The following is a 17,226-nucleotide window of genomic DNA, read 5'->3' on the forward strand; positions in this document are numbered from 1 at the left end:
AGCATCTGACGGGCAAAATTTTCACCCAACGCATTGAACGTAATAACCTGACGCTCCGCACCCGCATTAAACGGTTGGCTCGTAAAACAATCTGCTTTTCGCGCTCAGTTGAGATCCACGAAAAAGTCATTGGAGCGTTTATCGAGAAACACATGTTCTACTAATTGGAGGCATCACCGTTGGTTCGCATAATGTGTGGCGTTATGTTTAAAAGGCCGCTGCGAAAATCAAATCCCGCAGCGGCCTTTTTAGCATAATGCGCATTGTGCGAACCAATCATCATCCGTAAGCGTCTCACCTGCACCGTCTTGCGCTTGTACTATCCGTCGTACCCCACATACCTGTTTCGGCTAATCGATTTCAGTGCTCCATATTTTTACTAAGATTAATCTGGGCGCGGACTAATCCCGCCTTTTCATTAACTTTTAATGGAGATTACAATGGAACTTGTAAAAGAAGCGGAACTGAACAGGCGCGTCTCATGGGGAAGTATCATTGCTGGCGTGGTAACGGTAATCGCAGTATCTCTGCTACTGGCCACTCTTGGATCCAGCCTGGGTTTTTCAATGCTTTCACCTCAGTCTGACGATGTAATCAACGGTGCTGACAAGGCTGTTCTCATCTGGTCTGTTATCTCGATAGTACTGAGTCTGGCCTGCGGCGGTTTTGTGGCTGGCAGGCTGGCGGGCGCGGATGGAACCATCCATGGATTTCTTTCATGGGCGACATCTCTGCTCGTGGCCTCAGTGCTGGGCTTCACCGCCGCTGGCGGCATTCTGCACATGGCCGGAAGCGCCATTGGCGCGGCAGCATCTGCCACAGGTACTGCCGTGAGTGGATTGGGCAATGCTGCAGGAAAAGCGTCTGGCACAACAGCAGATATTGCCCAGAACATTGCTGACAGGCTCGGACTGAACACTCAGCTCACGGCCCCACTTGCGAACGGACAGCTAATGGATGCGCTACGCAAGAGTAATATAAAAGAACTCCAGCCGGAGTTTCTGCAGTCCCAGCTTCAGGCAGCCGGAAGTGACATCGCGAGCTCTGTCAAAGATTTGGCCGTTAACCCGGGCAACAGTGAAGCCATTATTAATACGTTAAGCGATAAACTGAAGTCACGGGCGGAAGCGGTCAGCAAAAGTGTCGACAGGAATGAGGTGAAAAAAGCGCTGACAGACAATACCCGCCTGTCACCGGAAGAAGCAGACAAGGCCGTTGATAACTTCATTCAGGCCCGTGACAAAACTGTTCAGGAGGTAAGCGAGCGTATGGCTCAGCTCCAGAGTAATCTGAACGATGCGAAAGCGCAGTACGCTGAATTAAAAAAACAGGCAAAAGAGAAAGCTGATGAAGCCGCCAGCGCGGCTGCAAAAATTGCACTATGGTCATTTTTTGCTCTTCTGTTAGGGGCTATTGTCAGTGCGCTGGCTGGTTTGTGGGGAGTCAATACTCACCCTGCATACCGAAAAATCAGAGCCTGAAAAGAACCGGAAGACATAATCATCACACTGGCATTCCGGTACCTTTTCTGATGCGTGGTTCATCTGCGGATTCACCATAAATAAAAAGGCCTGCGGGTAAAGCCGCAGGCCTTTTGTCTGCTGATAAACTCCAGCTGTTCCGATACGTCGCAGCCCAGCGTGCTGAGTTCGCCGCCGCACGCCGGACAGGCGGTTTCTGCCGGCGACAGCGTGCGGGTTTCGCGGGGAAGCGTGGCCGGCAGCGGTTTACGGTCAGAAGGCTGGTGCACCGCGCAGCGGTTCGGGGTTCTGTGACACCCGAACTTTACCCCGGTTTCCCGGGGTAAATCATCATCTCCAGATTGATGTTGATCTCTATTTCCGGATGCCTTTCAGGGAGGAGCAGCGCGACGGAGACCCCCGCAGCGCTTGCCGCGAGGACTCAGAAAGCCCCGCGACCCTTCGCGGGAATTCCCCTCACTGCAGAGCCGCTTTTAGCCGGGCGCTTCCCGTGCCCGTTGATGACACCGGCGCATCCCGGACGGCATTCAGTACGTCAGCCGGTAGAGGAGCCGGACGACGGGCGCGTTAAGCGCCCGCCCGCAGCTGGGCGAGGACGGACGCATTAACGTGACGGAGGACGGCCCGGATGAGAAAGACGGCCGTGACTGCGTCTGAATGGCCCTTAGTCGTTCGCATCCGCGCCTCTCACCGTTGCATGAAAAAATGCATGATTATTGAGTACGGTGTCTTTAATACCGTACTCTTGTGCCAATATGGCACTTTTGAATATAACTATTCATTTTGTTGAATGGTTATTCACTTTTTTTAATCATTTCTGGTGTGGATCCATCCAGATGTATATTTAATCCAAAAAACACTTTTCTATCAGCCATTTGTTGCAAACTAGTGGCGATGCAATATTTATCAATGATTGTTAGCAGTACCTTTTTATCATCTTCACCTAGCTGTTTTACTCGCTCCAGCGCTACAGCAATAACTGAGTCGATGTTCGATTTTTCAGTGTCTATTAGCAATGCATCGGCGCTACATCCCATAGCATTTATAAGCTGATATATAGTACTAAGCTTCGGATCTGTCTTGTTTTTTTCTATTTTTGAAATCTGCGCCATTCCTACGCCGCTTTTGATTGCAAGCTCCCCCTGCGTCCATCCTTTATCTCTTCTTAGTCGCTTTAAATTGTCACTTATAGACATAATTACACTCCGCTATTTTGCTTGTAAGACCAATTATAAGTGGTTATATTCTGCTCTCGGGCAAAATTGGTCTTATAGAATCAATTTATTTTTCCTTGCAGGGGTATTGACAGGGTTTGGAGTGGTGGGGTGATTGACCTTATACAGTTATCGATTCCGTTCAAATCTGAGTATGTGATCGAGGTTCTCTCGGCAGATGAGCGGGGCGGGTATTACATCGATCTGGAGGAAATCGCCAGGCGCACCGGATTGCGTCTGACCGCCCGTGACGTTGAGTTTGAAATCGGTGGTGATTTGCAGGTGACAGGGCTTTCTCACCCCTATGAGTCGTTGCCGTCTCACTTCGCCAGTCTGGCTATGAAAGTGCATCAGGGGTCTAATCTGGCTCCGCCTCGTGTAGAGCTGAAGGCTTCACCGGCTAAGTTATTGCAGGGTCATAACGTGTTTGGCCCTACGGATGTTGCGTTATGTGCTGAAGCGTTATTTACACCGTTCTGTCTGGCGATGCCGCTTCTGGCTGGTTTCTGGATTTTGAAGAAACGTATAAGACCACCAATCTGTAACGCTCAGTCACATAAACCTGTAAGGAGGTCTGTATGACTGATTTGAAGAATACATTATCTGTGGATGTTTACGATTCTTTTTGTACATTGAGAAAATCAGTTGATGCTTTATTATGCGCTGCTGATTTGATTCCTGAGGGCGGCGACGATGAAAGCCTGGGGCATCTGTTCCGGTTGCTGTCGTCACGTATTGAGACTGATTTAAACGTGTATTTTCAGACGTTTTGTTTGTCGCGTTCCTGACGTCTTTCTCCTTGTCGTATTTGCCGCAACCGGTGTTGCGGCTTTTTTGTATCTGTCGTGTAGCTGCGTGACCAACTGGAGATAGTCGCAAAACAGGATGACCGTACACCACAAAAAAATCCCGCCATGCACATAACGCGGCTGAGAAGCGTTTTAAGCCGTTTTCACCAAAATCCAAGCCAGAATAAGGACACACCAGTAAAATCCCGCCACAGAGCTTCCTGTGAAGCCATTCTCCCATGCTCCCGCTAATTGGTGCGCATAATGTGTGGCGTTATGTTTAAAAGGCCGCTGCGAAAATCAAATCCCGCAGCGGCCTTTTTAGCATAATGCGCATTGTGCGAACCAATCATCATCCGTAAGCGTCTCACCTGCACCGTCTTGCGCTTGTACTATCCGTCGTACCCCACATACCTGTTTCGGCTAATCGATTTCAGTGCTCCATATTTTTACTAAGATTAATCTGGGCGCGGACTAATCCCGCCTTTTCATTAACTTTTAATGGAGATTACAATGGAACTTGTAAAAGAAGCGGAACTGAACAGGCGCGTCTCATGGGGAAGTATCATTGCTGGCGTGGTAACGGTAATCGCAGTATCTCTGCTACTGGCCACTCTTGGATCCAGCCTGGGTTTTTCAATGCTTTCACCTCAGTCTGACGATGTAATCAACGGTGCTGACAAGGCTGTTCTCATCTGGTCTGTTATCTCGATAGTACTGAGTCTGGCCTGCGGCGGTTTTGTGGCTGGCAGGCTGGCGGGCGCGGATGGAACCATCCATGGATTTCTTTCATGGGCGACATCTCTGCTCGTGGCCTCAGTGCTGGGCTTCACCGCCGCTGGCGGCATTCTGCACATGGCCGGAAGCGCCATTGGCGCGGCAGCATCTGCCACAGGTACTGCCGTGAGTGGATTGGGCAATGCTGCAGGAAAAGCGTCTGGCACAACAGCAGATATTGCCCAGAACATTGCTGACAGGCTCGGACTGAACACTCAGCTCACGGCCCCACTTGCGAACGGACAACTAATGGATGCGCTACGCAAGAGTAATATAAAAGAACTCCAGCCGGAGTTTCTGCAGTCCCAGCTTCAGGCAGCCGGAAGTGACATCGCGAGCTCTGTCAAAGATTTGGCCGTTAACCCGGGCAACAGTGAAGCCATTATTAATACGTTAAGCGATAAACTGAAGTCACGGGCGGAAGCGGTCAGCAAAAGTGTCGACAGGAATGAGGTGAAAAAAGCGCTGACAGACAATACCCGCCTGTCACCGGAAGAAGCAGACAAGGCCGTTGATAACTTCATTCAGGCCCGTGACAAAACTGTTCAGGAGGTAAGCGAGCGTATGGCTCAGCTCCAGAGTAATCTGAACGATGCGAAAGCGCAGTACGCTGAATTAAAAAAACAGGCAAAAGAGAAAGCTGATGAAGCCGCCAGCGCGGCTGCAAAAATTGCACTATGGTCATTTTTTGCTCTTCTGTTAGGGGCTATTGTCAGTGCGCTGGCTGGTTTGTGGGGAGTCAATACTCACCCTGCATACCGAAAAATCAGAGCCTGAAAAGAACCGGAAGACATAATCATCACACTGGCATTCCGGTACCTTTTCTGATGCGTGGTTCATCTGCGGATTCACCATAAATAAAAAGGCCTGCGGGTAAAGCCGCAGGCCTTTTGTCTGCTGATAAACTCCAGCTGTTCCGATACGTCGCAGCCCAGCGTGCTGAGTTCGCCGCCGCACGCCGGACAGGCGGTTTCTGCCGGCGACAGCGTGCGGGTTTCGCGGGGAAGCGTGGCCGGCAGCGGTTTACGGTCAGAAGGCTGGTGCACCGCGCAGCGGTTCGGGGTTCTGTGACACCCGAACTTTACCCCGGTTTCCCGGGGTAAATCATCATCTCCAGATTGATGTTGATCTCTATTTCCGGATGCCTTTCAGGGAGGAGCAGCGCGACGGAGACCCCCGCAGCGCTTGCCGCGAGGACTCAGAAAGCCCCGCGACCCTTCGCGGGAATTCCCCTCACTCGGGGCCGGACAAGCGCAGCGCGTCAGTATATGAATATCGATAATTATGAGGTTCTATCTTTGTATGAGAATGTTAAATATTTACCCTGATTCATATATTGTAAACAGTAACCCCAGAGAAATTTCAATTATCAGTCATGGTTTACGAGGCATGGTTATAATTGATAGAAAGTTACTTAACCCACCCAGATTTTATCAGTATTTATCTCGCTGGATGCCTTTAAGAGATATTTCATGTGTGCGCATAATTGCATGTGAAAGTGCTAACAATGTTTCCAATAAAACTTACTGGAATATTGGAAATAAATCCTTTGGTGAAGCACTATCCTCTATTATGAGAAATGCCGTCATTGAGTGTTATTTAGACACTGTAAGATCAGAATGTGACCCTGAATTGCTATGGCCAGTCTATCAAACATTAGGTTTACAAGGAACTGAGAAAATCATTCAGCATCTTTTCACTAATGGCGTGTTTAATGATCCCAATAATCAACCAGTAATCTATGTTAATGGCAGGCAACAAAGTCAAAGACCCTGATAACAATTAGGTATCCGGTTTGAGCAGCGCTTTTAGGTTGTCAGGAGTCGCCAGGCTCTTTTTGAAGACGAATGCAAAACCCCAGCCCGCAGCATTGCGAGGACGGACGGGGATTTGTCTGCCTGCCGGGGCCGGACAAGCGCAGCGCGTCAGTATGTGAAACAACCATGCAATCATGGGCAAAAACCATCAGAATCCGTCTGGCGCTACGTTGGTTCGCATAATGTATATTATGTTAAATATAATCTATGCTAGCATTATGTGTCGTATGGTTAGCAGATAACGTCCCCTTACCTGCAGTGTGTGTTTTTAGCGAAAATCAGGCTAAGAGATAATCCTGTATGCTACTTTTGCGGGCAATCTTTCACGGTAACTGCTGCCGAATACAAGCATTAAATCTTTTTTTGGGCACACAGAGAAAATAAGTCTGCGCACATATTACTGCCAGTAAGCTGCAGACAGAAACGAACAATGCCTGGTCACTTCACCACGAACTAATCTTCCTGCAAGCAAGAGCCAGTTAATGACGATGCATTTAAATGTCCTGGTTTTAATTCTGGCCATTTAACGAATAATTCCGGGCAATCCGGAGGCATAACGTTTTATAAGGACTGTTTTATTTATCATGAAAAACATCTTACATCCCCCTCTCTTCAGGTAATATTAATTGCTGTCGGTAGTGAATTAATGTGAGGCGGCGATTGAGTAAGTAACATATTGATATCCATGCGATAAGTTACCCTAAGAAGGACTGGCATTTAATAACAGAACCTCATATGGCATTGCTAAATTTACTAATAGCTCAATAAGTGATTATCCTGATGCTTATTCTTTCCTGCTACTTTTGGTAAGTATCATAAAAATTATATCCTTGCTATATTAGCTTGTTAGTGATGATGGCCAGCTATATTCTGACAATAAAAATAAAAAGTTAACTTATTGACTTCGGTCAAAATAATAAGAAAATATTCCTTGTGTATCTTAACAGTTCCCCGGAGCATAATATTCGCTATTTCAACGGTTACTTCTCTGCTGATTCAGCAAAAAAGGCACAGATACTGGCTGCAGTAGGTTTACTTCTTGCTGGCTGTGCTTCTGAACCGCCGCGTTCACTGGTCACCCCTTTCCCTGTTCCGGCAGTAAGCCATAAAGCCCCGCTCCCTGCCCCGGCTGTTGAACCACAGCAGCCGCTACGTGGCGTTTGGCTGGCTACCGTTTCTCGTCTTGACTGGCCCCCGGTCTCATCCATCAATGTCAGTCGCGCTGAACGGCGCATTGCGCAGCAGCAACAAAGCCTGAAGGATAAACTTGATCAGCTAAAAAGCCTCGGCGTTAACACCCTTTTCTTTCAGGTTAAACCTGATGGTACGGCGCTCTGGCGCTCAAAAATACTCCCCTGGTCCGATATGCTGACGGGAAAAATTGGGGCCGATCCCGGATATGACCCTTTGCAGTTTGTTCTCGACGAAGCGCATAAACGGGGTATAAAAGTACACGCCTGGTTTAATCCTTACCGCATATCGGTGAATACCAGTGCGTCGACGGTGGCTGCTCTTAATCGCACCCTGTCACAACAACCTGCCAGTATTTTTGTCCTGCATCATGACTGGATACGTACCGCCGGGGACCGCTTTGTTCTTGATCCGGGTATCCCAGCGGTGCGCGACTGGATCACCAGTATTGTTGCTGAAGTGGTTGAACATTATCCGGTCGATGGGGTGCAGTTTGATGATTATTTTTATGCTGAATCGCCGGGTTTTCTGCTGAATGATAATGCAACGTTCAAACAGTATGGCCAGGATTTTGCCCGTAAAGGCGACTGGCGGCGTCAGAATACGCAACGGTTGATACAGCAGGTTTCACGCGTGGTACACGGACTGAAACCCGATGTAGCGTTCGGCGTCAGCCCGGCTGGTGTCTGGCGCAATCGTGCGTCTGATCCGGCGGGTTCTGATACCCGGGGTGCGGCCGCCTACGATGACGCTTATGCTGATACCCGTGGCTGGGTACAACAAGGGTTACTGGATTATATTGCCCCGCAAATATACTGGCCTTTTTCTCGCAGCGTAGCACGCTATGATGTGCTGGCAAAATGGTGGGCCGATGTTGTGGCACATACCCATACCCGCCTTTATATTGGTGTCGCCTTATATAAGGTTGGCGTACCGTCAAAAATTGAGCCTGAATGGTCGCTGGACGGTGGTGTGCCTGAACTAAAAAGACAGCTTGATCTCAATGATGCCCTGCCACAAATCCAGGGTACGATCCTTTTCCGTGAAGACTTCCTTAATCAGCCACAGACACGTAAGGCGGTTGACTTCCTGCGCCAGCGCTGGAATCGCAATCATTTCTGAACCGGTACTTTTTAGCTACGACGCCAGTATCTGACGGCGTAGCTCCCCTCACTGCCCTGCGCTTTATGTCATTTACAGATAAGCTTTGCGCAATTGATTTGTTCACCTGATGCGTATGTCACCCGATGATAAAAGCCAGTGTTAGCTGATTCAGCCGACCTTTTGTTGCTTTTCAACATCAAGGATAAACATGTCATTGCCTTCAACTGAACAATTGATTAGCTGGCGGCGCGAGCTGCACCAGAATCCTGAACTGTCTAATCATGAATTTGCCACCAGTGAGCGTATTAGCAGCTGGTTACAGCAAAGTGAAATAAGGCTGTTACCACTGGGATTAAAGACCGGTGTGGTAGCAGAAATTGGTCACGGGGAGCCGCTTATTGCTTTACGTGCTGATATTGATGCATTACCGATTAATGAAACCAGCGAACGCCCCTGGAAATCACAGCAACCCGGGGTAATGCATGCTTGTGGTCATGATATCCACACATCGGTAATGCTGGGCGTAGCACATCATCTTAAGCAGCAGGAAAATAGCCTGCCGGGTCGGGTACGTATTTTATTTCAACCAGCCGAAGAGACGTTTAACGGTGCCCGCCAGCTAATTGATGCTGGTGCACTGGACGGTGTTCAGGCGATTTTTGGCATGCATAATGCGCCAGACCTGCCGTTGGGTGAACTGCGCACCCGTGGCGGTGCGCTGTATGCGAATGTTGATGGTTTTACCATCCGCCTGCAGGGTAAAGGTGCGCATGCGGCCCGTCCACAGGAAGGTATTGATACTATCGTTATTGGCAGCCAGATAGTCACCGCGTTGCAGGCATTGCCAGCCAGAATGTTCAGTTCGCTGGAATCGGTGGTGTTGAGCGTGACACGCTTTACTGCCGGTAATACCTGGAACGTATTACCCCAGCAGCTGGAGCTGGAAGGCACGGTACGCACCCACAATGATGCTATACGCACCGCGATACCAGATAAAATACGCACTCTGATTCAGGGGATTGCCTCAGGATACGGTGCCGAAGCAACACTGGAATGGATTGCCGGCCCCCCTGCGCTGATTAACACCCCACGCTGGGCTGAGTTTGCGCTGCAACTGGCGCAGGAAAGTGGTTACCGTACCCGGGTTGCTTCCCCGCAGATGGGCGGCGAGGATTTTGCTTTTTATTTACACCATGTGCCAGGCACCTTTGTCAGCATTGGGAGCGCCAGTCCATACGGGTTACACCATCCGGCTTTTGACCCTGATGAAGGCATTATTGCCCCGGCAGTCAACTATTTCAGCCAGCTGGCACCGCGGGCGTTGGCGCTGGTTAGTCACCGCAGTGAAACAGGAGCACAACAATGACCTCCCCAGTTGCGTTTCCGTCACCGGTGCTTGACCATGTGGTGATTAATGTCGCAGACAAACTGGATGAAGCCAGCAATCTCTATCAGCGTCTCGGCTTTCAGCTTTCTGCACGGGGTCACCATACGCTGGGTTCCAGTAATCATCTGGCAATCTTCGGCGAGAACTACCTTGAGTTGTTAGGTTATGAGCCCGGCCAGGGCGATAAGCGAAAAGATCTCTGGCAGGCGCCGGCCGGACTGACCGGGCTGGTGTGGAAAACCCACAGTGCAGATAGTGAATTTCGCCACCTGAAACAACATGATCTTGACGGTGATCCGCCGGCATCCTTCTCACGTCCGGTAACATTGCCTGACGGACAACAGACCGACGCACGCTTTCGTACCGTGCGTTTACGGCCTTCGCTGGTTCCGAATGGCCGCAGTTTTTTTTGCCAGCATGATACGCCAGCTGCCGTCTGGCAAACCGCCTGGCAACAGCATCCCAACGGCGTACGCCATATCACGGAATTTGTTATTGTGGCACAACAACCGGCCAGTGCTGCCGCGGTATACCGTCGCTTATTCGGCGATGCGTTCATTGAGCATGAGCGTGATGGATCGCTGGCAATCCATGCCGGTAACGCTACTGTGCGAATTATGTCCGCGCAGCAAGCGCAAGCTATTTATGGCACCCTGCCGCGTGACTACGATGGTTCGGCGCGTATGTCGGCACTCAGCCTGCAAACCGATTCGTTAAGTAAAGTGAAAACGAATTTGTCACAGGGCAACATTCCTTTTCAGCAACAAGCGAATGCGATTATTGTAGCGGCCGACGATGCGTTTAATCTGACGCTGCGTTTCCATCTCTGAGCTATCAGGCGGTGTCTTTTTCCGCCTGATAACTATCTTGTCAACCGCTGGTATAAATAGCTTGCCGGTTATCCCACTTGTTTTTCTATATTATGATTTAACAAGTGCTTTATATTCAGCTATTCGCTTCTTATATATCGAAATTGATACGTCTTTGCCATTTATGACAGATTGATTTTGACTCAATCTGTCACAAATGGTTTGATTTTTTTTGTTAATAATAGTGCCAATTCTTTCCCAATGAGTACGAAAATATTGTTCAAGGCGTTTTTTACTTTGAGTGTGTTTGTAAAAAGTTACCGGGAGATACGCGTCCAGCCCATTGCAGGGTAAATAATTTACACTGTTACTATCATATAGTATACCTTTGATATTATCTTCATGTATTTTTAGCAGGCTATCCTGTTCGAGATAAAGTTTTTTTGCCAGCGCCAGACTAAAAATACCACATTCAGATGAGCTTCGCTGAATATCCATTTCTACCACGGAAAAATGACAATCCGGCAATGGATTTCGCTGAATCGACATTCTTGCCCTTAATGCAAGCAGTGATGCCCCACTACCCTTAAATTTTGCTGGCTCGAACAAAATTACAGATGTATTGTTATTTATATGCTTGTAATCAATAACAGCGAAATGTATTCCATCCGATCCCATGCTAATAATAAACCGAGCGGATTTTATTCTTTTCTCTATGGTTCTTTTTATCGTTATCGACAGGTCTCGTGGATACAAAATATAATGAGCATTCATTTCAGGATACTTATTATTTGCCTGCGTTATCAATGCAGGCATGATTTTCATATCATTTTTTCCATAATCCTTATGAGTCCAGGTGCCATTTACCAGATCTGTTTCTAACTGTGTAATAATTTTTTTAATTTCTTCATTATTAATTACAGTGCTAGTATTATTCTGTGATGCGTTATCAAATTTTTTTATTGCCGACATTGGTCCGGTCATATACATATCCTTATTGATGAAAAATAACAGAGATAAAACTATACCTATTAAAAACAGTATATTTAAATATCAATAATCTGTCTGATTGTTGACGGGATGCACGGAAGATCCGGGCAGCATCAATGCATGTTTTCTATCGTGATGCCAGCAATGAGACAATCTCTTTTTACAGCACAGGTGTTAATTTGCGACGTCGTTCACTATTCTGATCACCAGGGTGTGGCATCGCCAGTCCATATATTGTTCGTTAATGAAACATTGCATGTTCATATTCAACAAAGAGGTCAGCGATCTGCATTATCATCATTAAGCTGATCATCTTTGCGTAGCTGTTATAAAAAACTTATTACACAGGCGCTCGCAACCACGTTCACTATTTTTTCTGGAAGAACGGTTCCTAACCGGTTGGTTTGAGTGCCGGGATCGACACCGGAGTATTCGGTTGCTGTCATCAAAACCGGACATAAGCCATGCTCATAACTACGATTTTTGTTGCCATTTATTTGCATATTGTAATATATTTTTACAATGTACAAGGCTGCATAGTTTCGCTGGAACATGGAGAGCTTGCAAAAAATGTTGATTAACAATATTCATGCACTCAACAAAGAGGGAAATAAATGCCAGTAAATCCTGTCAGAGATAATACTGTCGTACCTGTGGATGTGATAAGGCAACAGCGTGTTGAATTGAGCCAGCTTAGCAGTAAGCTATCACAGAAGATTACAGGTATTAAAAATAGCGTCACTGAGATAAATAAATCAATTATTACTTATAAAAGGAATATTGCCGGCAACCAGTCACTACTTAACAGTCTGCAGTCAATCTTAGAACAACAAGGTGAGGCTGCCACTGTACGCCTGAAAAATGATCATTTTAAATACGGTCAGGCAAGTCACTTTTTTAAAAAAATGCTTTATGGTAGCCGTTATCAGACTGAACGCGACGCTGCAGTCGAGAAAGTCAATGCGGCAGAGCGCACAGTCTCTGCTGGCGAGGTAAGAAAAACGCTGCAGATAAGAATTGATAGTGCCTTAACGAAAGTTAATGAGCTAAAAAATGATGTCATCATCCATGGTCAGAGCATCAATCATTTTCAGGCGAAAAAAGATGGCATAGAGAAAAAAATAGACAAGCTGGCTAAAATTGAAGCCGATGCGAAAAAGGCTGAAGAAAAAAAAGACAAGATCCGCCAAAATTTTTCCATGATCTATCAAAGCAACGCCGGTTGTAAAGCACTCAATATTGAGGCACGTCATCAGTTTGGCAACGCCCCCTCAGCAGGCAAATTAAGCGCGAGTGCAGTCGTTGAAGAGTACCGCAGGGTTCATGGTTATGAGATTTTTAGCCGTGGCAATAAGGCGCTTGAATCAACGATTAAAGCCAATTGTAGCGATTTGCGTGAACTGGTAAAAACGGCCGCTAACGCCTGGTATACCCCGACAGAAAAAAATATCACCACTTACCGCGGGCAAGGAATCACACAGAGCGGAATTAACGCGTTAATCTCAGGATTTAATGCTGATGAACACAACAAAACTGAAACCCTTTATCACCCAGGACAATTCTTCTCAACATCCTGGCATCTGAATGTTGCCAGCGATTTTGCAAACCGCAGCCAGGATGATGTAAAAGTCATATACAAAATGACAGGCAATAGTAGCAACGTGTTATCCGTCGCAGGGGGGTTGTCATTTGAAAATGATGAGGGCGAAAGGCTGTATTCCCCGCTGACGAATGTCAAAGTTACGGCGATATCCAGAGTCGCACCGGATATTTACCATATCGCGCTGGAAGAAGTCCCCAGCAGCGATCGGGCACGACTCCTGCCCTATTAACTGAACAACGCGCTGTCAACGTAGCGTGCTGTCAGGCCGCTACGTTAACAACCGGGACAACAATAAGCGTCGGTGTAAATGTTCCCGCTGGTCAGTGCTGAGCGATTTTCTGCCCTATTCCCCGGCACTAATAATACCATGCCATTCATGGGAAGTTCAGCTGTGCAGCGGTTCTGCCAGCGCATCATCCCAGCGTTGTTGTTGCTCCAGTGTGAGTGCCAGCTGGCGCAGCTGCTGACGATCAACTTTGTTGGTGGCGGCCCACGGCAGTTCATTCACAAACGCAATACGGCGCGGATGCTGGTACGCTGGCCCATGTGTCAGTGCATGCTGCTTTAGCGCATCCTGACTGGTGCTCTGCCCTTGCTGTAACACCACAAAAGCAACCGGAATCTGGCCGCGTTCTTCATCGTCAAGCGGCACCACACAAGTCTGCCGCACAGCTGGATGGGATTCGAGTAGTTTTTCCACTTCGCCAGGATAAATGTTTTCCCCCGAGCAGACAAACATGTCATCGGCTCGGCCGACAAAGAAATAGAAACCGTTTTCGTCACGTCGCATCACGTCACCGCTGTAGTACCAGCCATCGCGTAGAACAGCGGCGCTTTTTTCCGGCAGCCGATGGTAACCCGGCGTTACCGCCGGATTACGCATCATCAATACCCCTTGATCGGCGCTGGCTCCTTCGGCAAATTTCACCTCACCTGATGCCAGCGGGTAACCGAGCGATAGCGGCGGTACAGGCAATCCATCAGTATGTGGGCCAAACACTGCCGGGCCGGCTTCCGTGGTGCCATAACCATGGCTAATAGTCACGTCGGGAAAAGCGGCCTTAATGCGATTAAGCAGGCCGGCGGTTATCGGCGCTGAACCCAGCATGACTTTTTGCAGCTGACTGAAATCATAACGGCTGATGTCAGGATCGCGCAGCAGCCGGGCAAACATGGTAGGCACGGCGGTAACAATGTTTATACGATAGTATGACAGCGCATGCAGATAGCTTTCTATTGTAAATGATGGCAGTACCACCAATAAACCGTTTGCGGCAAATACCCGCTTCACCAGAAACAGGCCATTCATATGAAACAGCGGTTGCGCCACGATATAACGGGCCTGAGCGGCATCAGGTTCCACACCTGCAAATCGGGTCGCGTCAAGAGCCCAGTACTGCCCGGCATGGGTAAGCGGCACCCCTTTCGGCCGTCCGGTTGAACCGGAGGTATAGAGTATCATGGCCAGTTCCCCGGCAGCAGGCGCCACGCTGTCAAAGGTACACGGGCTAATCTGCTGGACAAAACCGGCGGACGAATCATCGTCAAAATTGATTGTCGTGACGCTGTCACCGATCAGTTCCGCGCGCGCGTTATCAACAAAAGCGAGCTTAATGTCCGCATCATCAAGGAAATAATGCAGGGTCTCAGCGGGTACCTTAATATTTAACGGCACCGCCACCAGGCCTGCGCGCATAATGCCAAAATAGGCGGCAATATATTCCGCGCGATTGAGAGAGGCGATGGCGATAGCATCGCCGCGCCGGTAGCCCCGGGCCTGCAAATAATGCGCCACCCCACCCGCCAGTTCATCAATCTGCTGGTGCGTATACTCACGCGGCTGCCCGGCATCACGCAAATCAATAATCGCAATGCGTGACTGGGGCAGCGAGCGGTCGATAAGATCGCCAAGATTACGTAACGTCTGATTCATGGTTATGCTCCGACATCAGCTAAGATGGAAATGGCATGCCACCTGTCGCTCTGAAGTTAAGGATTGAAGTGGAGGCCGTTGCTGGCGGCACACAGCTTGTACAAAAGGACAACGGGTATGAAACGGGCATCCTGCAGGCGGATTGAGCGGACTGGGGAGTTCACCCTCCAGCAACGTTTCGCTATGGGCATGGCGCGGGTCGGCAACCGGTGCAGCAGCCAGTAACGCCCGGGTATAAGGATGCGCCGGTGTTTTCCATACCTGCCCGGTTGGCCCGCTTTCCACAATCCGGCCGAGATACATCACCATTACACGATGAGCGATGTATTCAACAACCGACAGGTCGTGGGAGATAAACAAATAGGTCACCTGTGAGCGTTGCTGAATATCACGCATTAAATTAATCACCTGTGCACGAACGGAAACGTCGAGCGCGGACACCGGTTCATCACAGATAACAATTTGCGGCTCCAGGGCCAGCGCACGCGCGATACCAATACGCTGACGCTGACCACCGGAGAATTCATGTGGAAAACGCGTGGCGGCCTGGGCCGGTAAGCCAACTTCTTCCAGCAGCTGATCAATCCGTGCACTGATTGCTTTTTTTGACCAACCGGCCACTTGTAATGGCCGGGCAATGCTGGTGCCCACGCGTTGACGTGGGTTCAGCGATCCTTGCGGATCCTGAAACATCATTTGCACCTGGCGGCGGAACGGTAGCAGCTGTTTACCCTGCAACGTCAGCACATCGTCACCATTAAGCCTTAGTCGTCCGCTGGCTGGTAGCAGGCGCATCAGTGCCTTACCCAGTGTGGATTTACCACAGCCGGACTCCCCCACCAGGCCAACGGTTTCCCCTGCATTGAGTTGCAGGCTGACCTCTGCAACCGCCTGAACCCAGCCATTTTTACTGGCGTAACCGACTGAAATATTTTCCGCATCAAGCAATGTAGTCATAGCTTTCCTCCGGACGCGGGCGTGATGGTGCATTGACCAGACAGGCGGCACCATGCTGGCCGCGCGGATGGTCTAATTCGGGTATCTGCTCGCTGCATGCCGCGCGCGCCAGCGGGCAGCGGTTGCGAAAAGCGCAGCCGGAGGGTAACGCATTAAGCGGCGGCACCCGTCCGGGAATGGCGAACAGTCTTTCGCCCGGAAGCCCGCTTTTAGGCGTTGAACGCAGTAAGCCCTGGGTATAGGGATGAATCGGATTATCAAACAGTTCCATCACGCTGGCCTGTTCAATAATCTGTCCGGCATACATTACCGCCACCCGCTGGGCCATGGCTGCCACCACGCCGAGATCGTGGGTGATCAATAGCAGACCCATGCCGGTGTCGCGCTGGATATCCCGCAGTAGCTGTAATATCTGTGCCTGAATAGTCACATCAAGGGCCGTGGTTGGTTCGTCGGCAATCAGTACCTGCGGCTGACAGGCTATTGCCATCGCAATCATTACCCGCTGTGACATGCCGCCAGACATCTGATGTGGATAGTCATTCAGGCGCCGTGCGGCATCGGGAATTTTCACCCGTTCCAGCAGCGCAATTGCCCGCGAACGTGCCGCCCGACGTGTCATATTAAGATGAAGCTGTAACACTTCCATAAGCTGTGCGCCAACGGTTTTAACCGGATTCAGCGCCCTCATGGCATACTGAAATATCATGGCAATACGCTGACCGCGTATCTGGCGGTATGATTTTGGGCTAAGACGGGTGAGATCCTGATGGTCAAACTGTATTGTGCCAGTGGTAATGCGGGCGCTGGCCGCCGGCAGCAAGCCCATGATTGCCAGCGCAGTCATCGATTTACCACAACCCGATTCACCAACCAGTGCCAGGGTTTCCCCCGCTTCCAGCTGAAAAGATAAGCGTCGCAGCGCCGTCAGTGTGGTGCCGTCACTACGCAGTGTCAGACTGAGATCGTTAACGTCAAGGAGTGCCATTAATCACGCCCCCTTAACTTAGGATTAAGCGCATCGTTGAGGCCGTCACCCACCAGATTGTGTTACCAACGGTGCAAAACTGATCCACCCCAACGGTTGAAAACTGATCCAGGGGTTAATCTGCTCCTCTGAATACAGGGGAGCTTATGATCACTTTTGAGATTCGTATGGAAATTAAAGTCTTGCA

General features: G+C 49.3%; 14 protein-coding genes and 3 pseudogenes. 10 read left to right on the forward strand and 7 right to left on the reverse strand.

Annotated elements, in window-relative coordinates; all coding sequences use genetic code 11:
- The coding region (locus BL249_RS17950; RefSeq protein ID WP_241898819.1) for an IS1 family transposase at positions 1-164 on the forward strand (164 nt) is incomplete at its 5' end.
- Positions 165-440: 276 nt separating this feature from the next.
- A complete protein-coding gene (locus BL249_RS17955; protein ID WP_099707360.1) occupies positions 441-1,481 on the forward strand; it encodes a TIGR04086 family membrane protein in 1,041 nt (346 codons plus the stop codon).
- Positions 1,482-1,567: 86 nt separating this feature from the next.
- On the opposite strand, the pseudogene BL249_RS17960 reads toward BL249_RS17955, so the two are convergent.
- Together BL249_RS17960 and BL249_RS17965 are read right to left on the reverse strand one after the other, a co-directional pair.
- Positions 1,568-1,753, reverse strand: a pseudogene (locus BL249_RS17960) (IS66 family transposase zinc-finger binding domain-containing protein); the annotation flags it as partial.
- Between the two features lie 522 nt (positions 1,754-2,275).
- Positions 2,276-2,677 (reverse strand): helix-turn-helix domain-containing protein, encoded by a 402-nt coding sequence (locus BL249_RS17965; protein WP_099707361.1) that lies wholly within the window; start codon positions 2,675-2,677, stop codon positions 2,276-2,278.
- A gap of 129 nt (positions 2,678-2,806) precedes the next feature.
- Between BL249_RS17965 and BL249_RS17970 the strand changes: the two are divergent.
- The 3 genes and pseudogenes from BL249_RS17970 to BL249_RS17980 form a co-directional block, all read left to right on the forward strand.
- A pseudogene (locus BL249_RS17970) lies at positions 2,807-3,222 on the forward strand (phage/plasmid replication protein, II/X family); the annotation flags it as partial.
- A gap of 51 nt (positions 3,223-3,273) precedes the next feature.
- Positions 3,274-3,483 (forward strand): hypothetical protein, encoded by a 210-nt coding sequence (locus BL249_RS17975; RefSeq protein ID WP_099707363.1) that lies wholly within the window; start codon positions 3,274-3,276, stop codon positions 3,481-3,483.
- A 513-nt stretch (positions 3,484-3,996) separates the two neighbouring features.
- Positions 3,997-5,037, forward strand: coding sequence for a TIGR04086 family membrane protein (locus BL249_RS17980; protein WP_099707360.1), 1,041 nt, complete (start codon positions 3,997-3,999; stop codon positions 5,035-5,037).
- Positions 5,038-5,123: 86 nt separating this feature from the next.
- On the opposite strand, the pseudogene BL249_RS17985 reads toward BL249_RS17980, so the two are convergent.
- A pseudogene (locus BL249_RS17985) lies at positions 5,124-5,309 on the reverse strand (IS66 family transposase zinc-finger binding domain-containing protein); the annotation flags it as partial.
- Between the two features lie 253 nt (positions 5,310-5,562).
- Between BL249_RS17985 and BL249_RS18875 the strand changes: the two are divergent.
- The 4 genes from BL249_RS18875 to BL249_RS18000 all read left to right on the forward strand — a co-directional run bounded on the left by BL249_RS18875 (position 5,563) and on the right by BL249_RS18000 (position 10,589).
- The gene (locus BL249_RS18875) at positions 5,563-6,036 is read left to right on the forward strand and encodes a hypothetical protein (RefSeq protein ID WP_143354816.1); all 474 of its coding nucleotides are present in this window, start codon (positions 5,563-5,565) and stop codon (positions 6,034-6,036) included.
- A 1,004-nt stretch (positions 6,037-7,040) separates the two neighbouring features.
- Positions 7,041-8,390 (forward strand): glycoside hydrolase family 10 protein, encoded by a 1,350-nt coding sequence (locus tag BL249_RS17990; protein ID WP_099707371.1) that lies wholly within the window; start codon positions 7,041-7,043, stop codon positions 8,388-8,390.
- 190 nt (positions 8,391-8,580) lie between these two features.
- The gene (locus BL249_RS17995) at positions 8,581-9,738 is read left to right on the forward strand and encodes an amidohydrolase (protein ID WP_099707364.1); all 1,158 of its coding nucleotides are present in this window, start codon (positions 8,581-8,583) and stop codon (positions 9,736-9,738) included.
- Positions 9,735-10,589 (forward strand): VOC family protein, encoded by an 855-nt coding sequence (locus BL249_RS18000; protein WP_099707365.1) that lies wholly within the window; start codon positions 9,735-9,737, stop codon positions 10,587-10,589. The genes BL249_RS17995 and BL249_RS18000 overlap by 4 nt, the downstream gene beginning before the upstream one ends.
- Before the next feature lie 90 nt (positions 10,590-10,679).
- Here the strand turns inward: BL249_RS18000 and BL249_RS18005 are convergent, their stop codons facing one another.
- Positions 10,680-11,552, reverse strand: a complete 873-nt coding sequence (locus BL249_RS18005; RefSeq protein ID WP_099707366.1) for a YopJ/AvrA family T3SS effector serine/threonine acetyltransferase — start codon at positions 11,550-11,552, stop codon at positions 10,680-10,682.
- Positions 11,553-12,172: 620 nt separating this feature from the next.
- Here BL249_RS18005 and BL249_RS18010 point away from each other — a divergent pair.
- Positions 12,173-13,390, forward strand: coding sequence for a hypothetical protein (locus BL249_RS18010; protein ID WP_099707367.1), 1,218 nt, complete (start codon positions 12,173-12,175; stop codon positions 13,388-13,390).
- Between the two features lie 156 nt (positions 13,391-13,546).
- On the opposite strand, the gene BL249_RS18015 is transcribed toward BL249_RS18010, so the two are convergent.
- Genes BL249_RS18015 through BL249_RS18025 form a run of 3 tightly spaced genes read right to left on the reverse strand, consistent with a single transcriptional unit; the run spans position 13,547 to position 17,039 of the window.
- Positions 13,547-15,094: a class I adenylate-forming enzyme family protein gene (locus BL249_RS18015; protein ID WP_099707368.1), complete on the reverse strand. Its 1,548-nt coding sequence runs from the start codon at positions 15,092-15,094 to the stop codon at positions 13,547-13,549.
- Between the two features lie 15 nt (positions 15,095-15,109).
- On the reverse strand, positions 15,110-16,051 hold the full coding sequence (locus tag BL249_RS18020; RefSeq protein WP_099707369.1) for an ABC transporter ATP-binding protein: 942 nt from the start codon (positions 16,049-16,051) through the stop codon (positions 15,110-15,112).
- The gene (locus BL249_RS18025; RefSeq protein ID WP_099707370.1) at positions 16,035-17,039 is read right to left on the reverse strand and encodes an ABC transporter ATP-binding protein; all 1,005 of its coding nucleotides are present in this window, start codon (positions 17,037-17,039) and stop codon (positions 16,035-16,037) included. Before BL249_RS18025 ends, BL249_RS18020 begins: the two co-directional genes overlap by 17 nt.
- Positions 17,040-17,226 lie beyond the last annotated feature (187 nt).

Origin of the sequence: Erwinia sp. OLFS4 (genome assembly GCF_002752165.1) — a bacterium.
Taxonomy (GTDB): Bacteria; Pseudomonadota; Gammaproteobacteria; order Enterobacterales; family Enterobacteriaceae; genus Izhakiella.

Bases quoted from the DNA above. Each gene is read 5' to 3' on its own strand.
- BL249_RS17955 (WP_099707360.1), top strand. From the start codon at position 441: ATGGAACTTGTAAAAGAAGCGGAACTGAACAGGCGCGTCTCATGGGGA.
- BL249_RS18025 (WP_099707370.1), bottom strand. From the start codon at position 17,039: ATGGCACTCCTTGACGTTAACGATCTCAGTCTGACACTGCGTAGTGAC.
- BL249_RS17975 (WP_099707363.1), top strand. From the start codon at position 3,274: ATGACTGATTTGAAGAATACATTATCTGTGGATGTTTACGATTCTTTT.
- BL249_RS17995 (WP_099707364.1), top strand. From the start codon at position 8,581: ATGTCATTGCCTTCAACTGAACAATTGATTAGCTGGCGGCGCGAGCTG.
- BL249_RS18010 (WP_099707367.1), top strand. From the start codon at position 12,173: ATGCCAGTAAATCCTGTCAGAGATAATACTGTCGTACCTGTGGATGTG.
- BL249_RS18020 (WP_099707369.1), bottom strand. From the start codon at position 16,051: ATGACTACATTGCTTGATGCGGAAAATATTTCAGTCGGTTACGCCAGT.
- BL249_RS17965 (WP_099707361.1), bottom strand. From the start codon at position 2,677: ATGTCTATAAGTGACAATTTAAAGCGACTAAGAAGAGATAAAGGATGG.
- BL249_RS18015 (WP_099707368.1), bottom strand. From the start codon at position 15,094: ATGAATCAGACGTTACGTAATCTTGGCGATCTTATCGACCGCTCGCTG.
- BL249_RS18005 (WP_099707366.1), bottom strand. From the start codon at position 11,552: ATGACCGGACCAATGTCGGCAATAAAAAAATTTGATAACGCATCACAG.
- BL249_RS18875 (WP_143354816.1), top strand. From the start codon at position 5,563: ATGAGAATGTTAAATATTTACCCTGATTCATATATTGTAAACAGTAAC.
- BL249_RS17980 (WP_099707360.1), top strand. From the start codon at position 3,997: ATGGAACTTGTAAAAGAAGCGGAACTGAACAGGCGCGTCTCATGGGGA.
- BL249_RS18000 (WP_099707365.1), top strand. From the start codon at position 9,735: ATGACCTCCCCAGTTGCGTTTCCGTCACCGGTGCTTGACCATGTGGTG.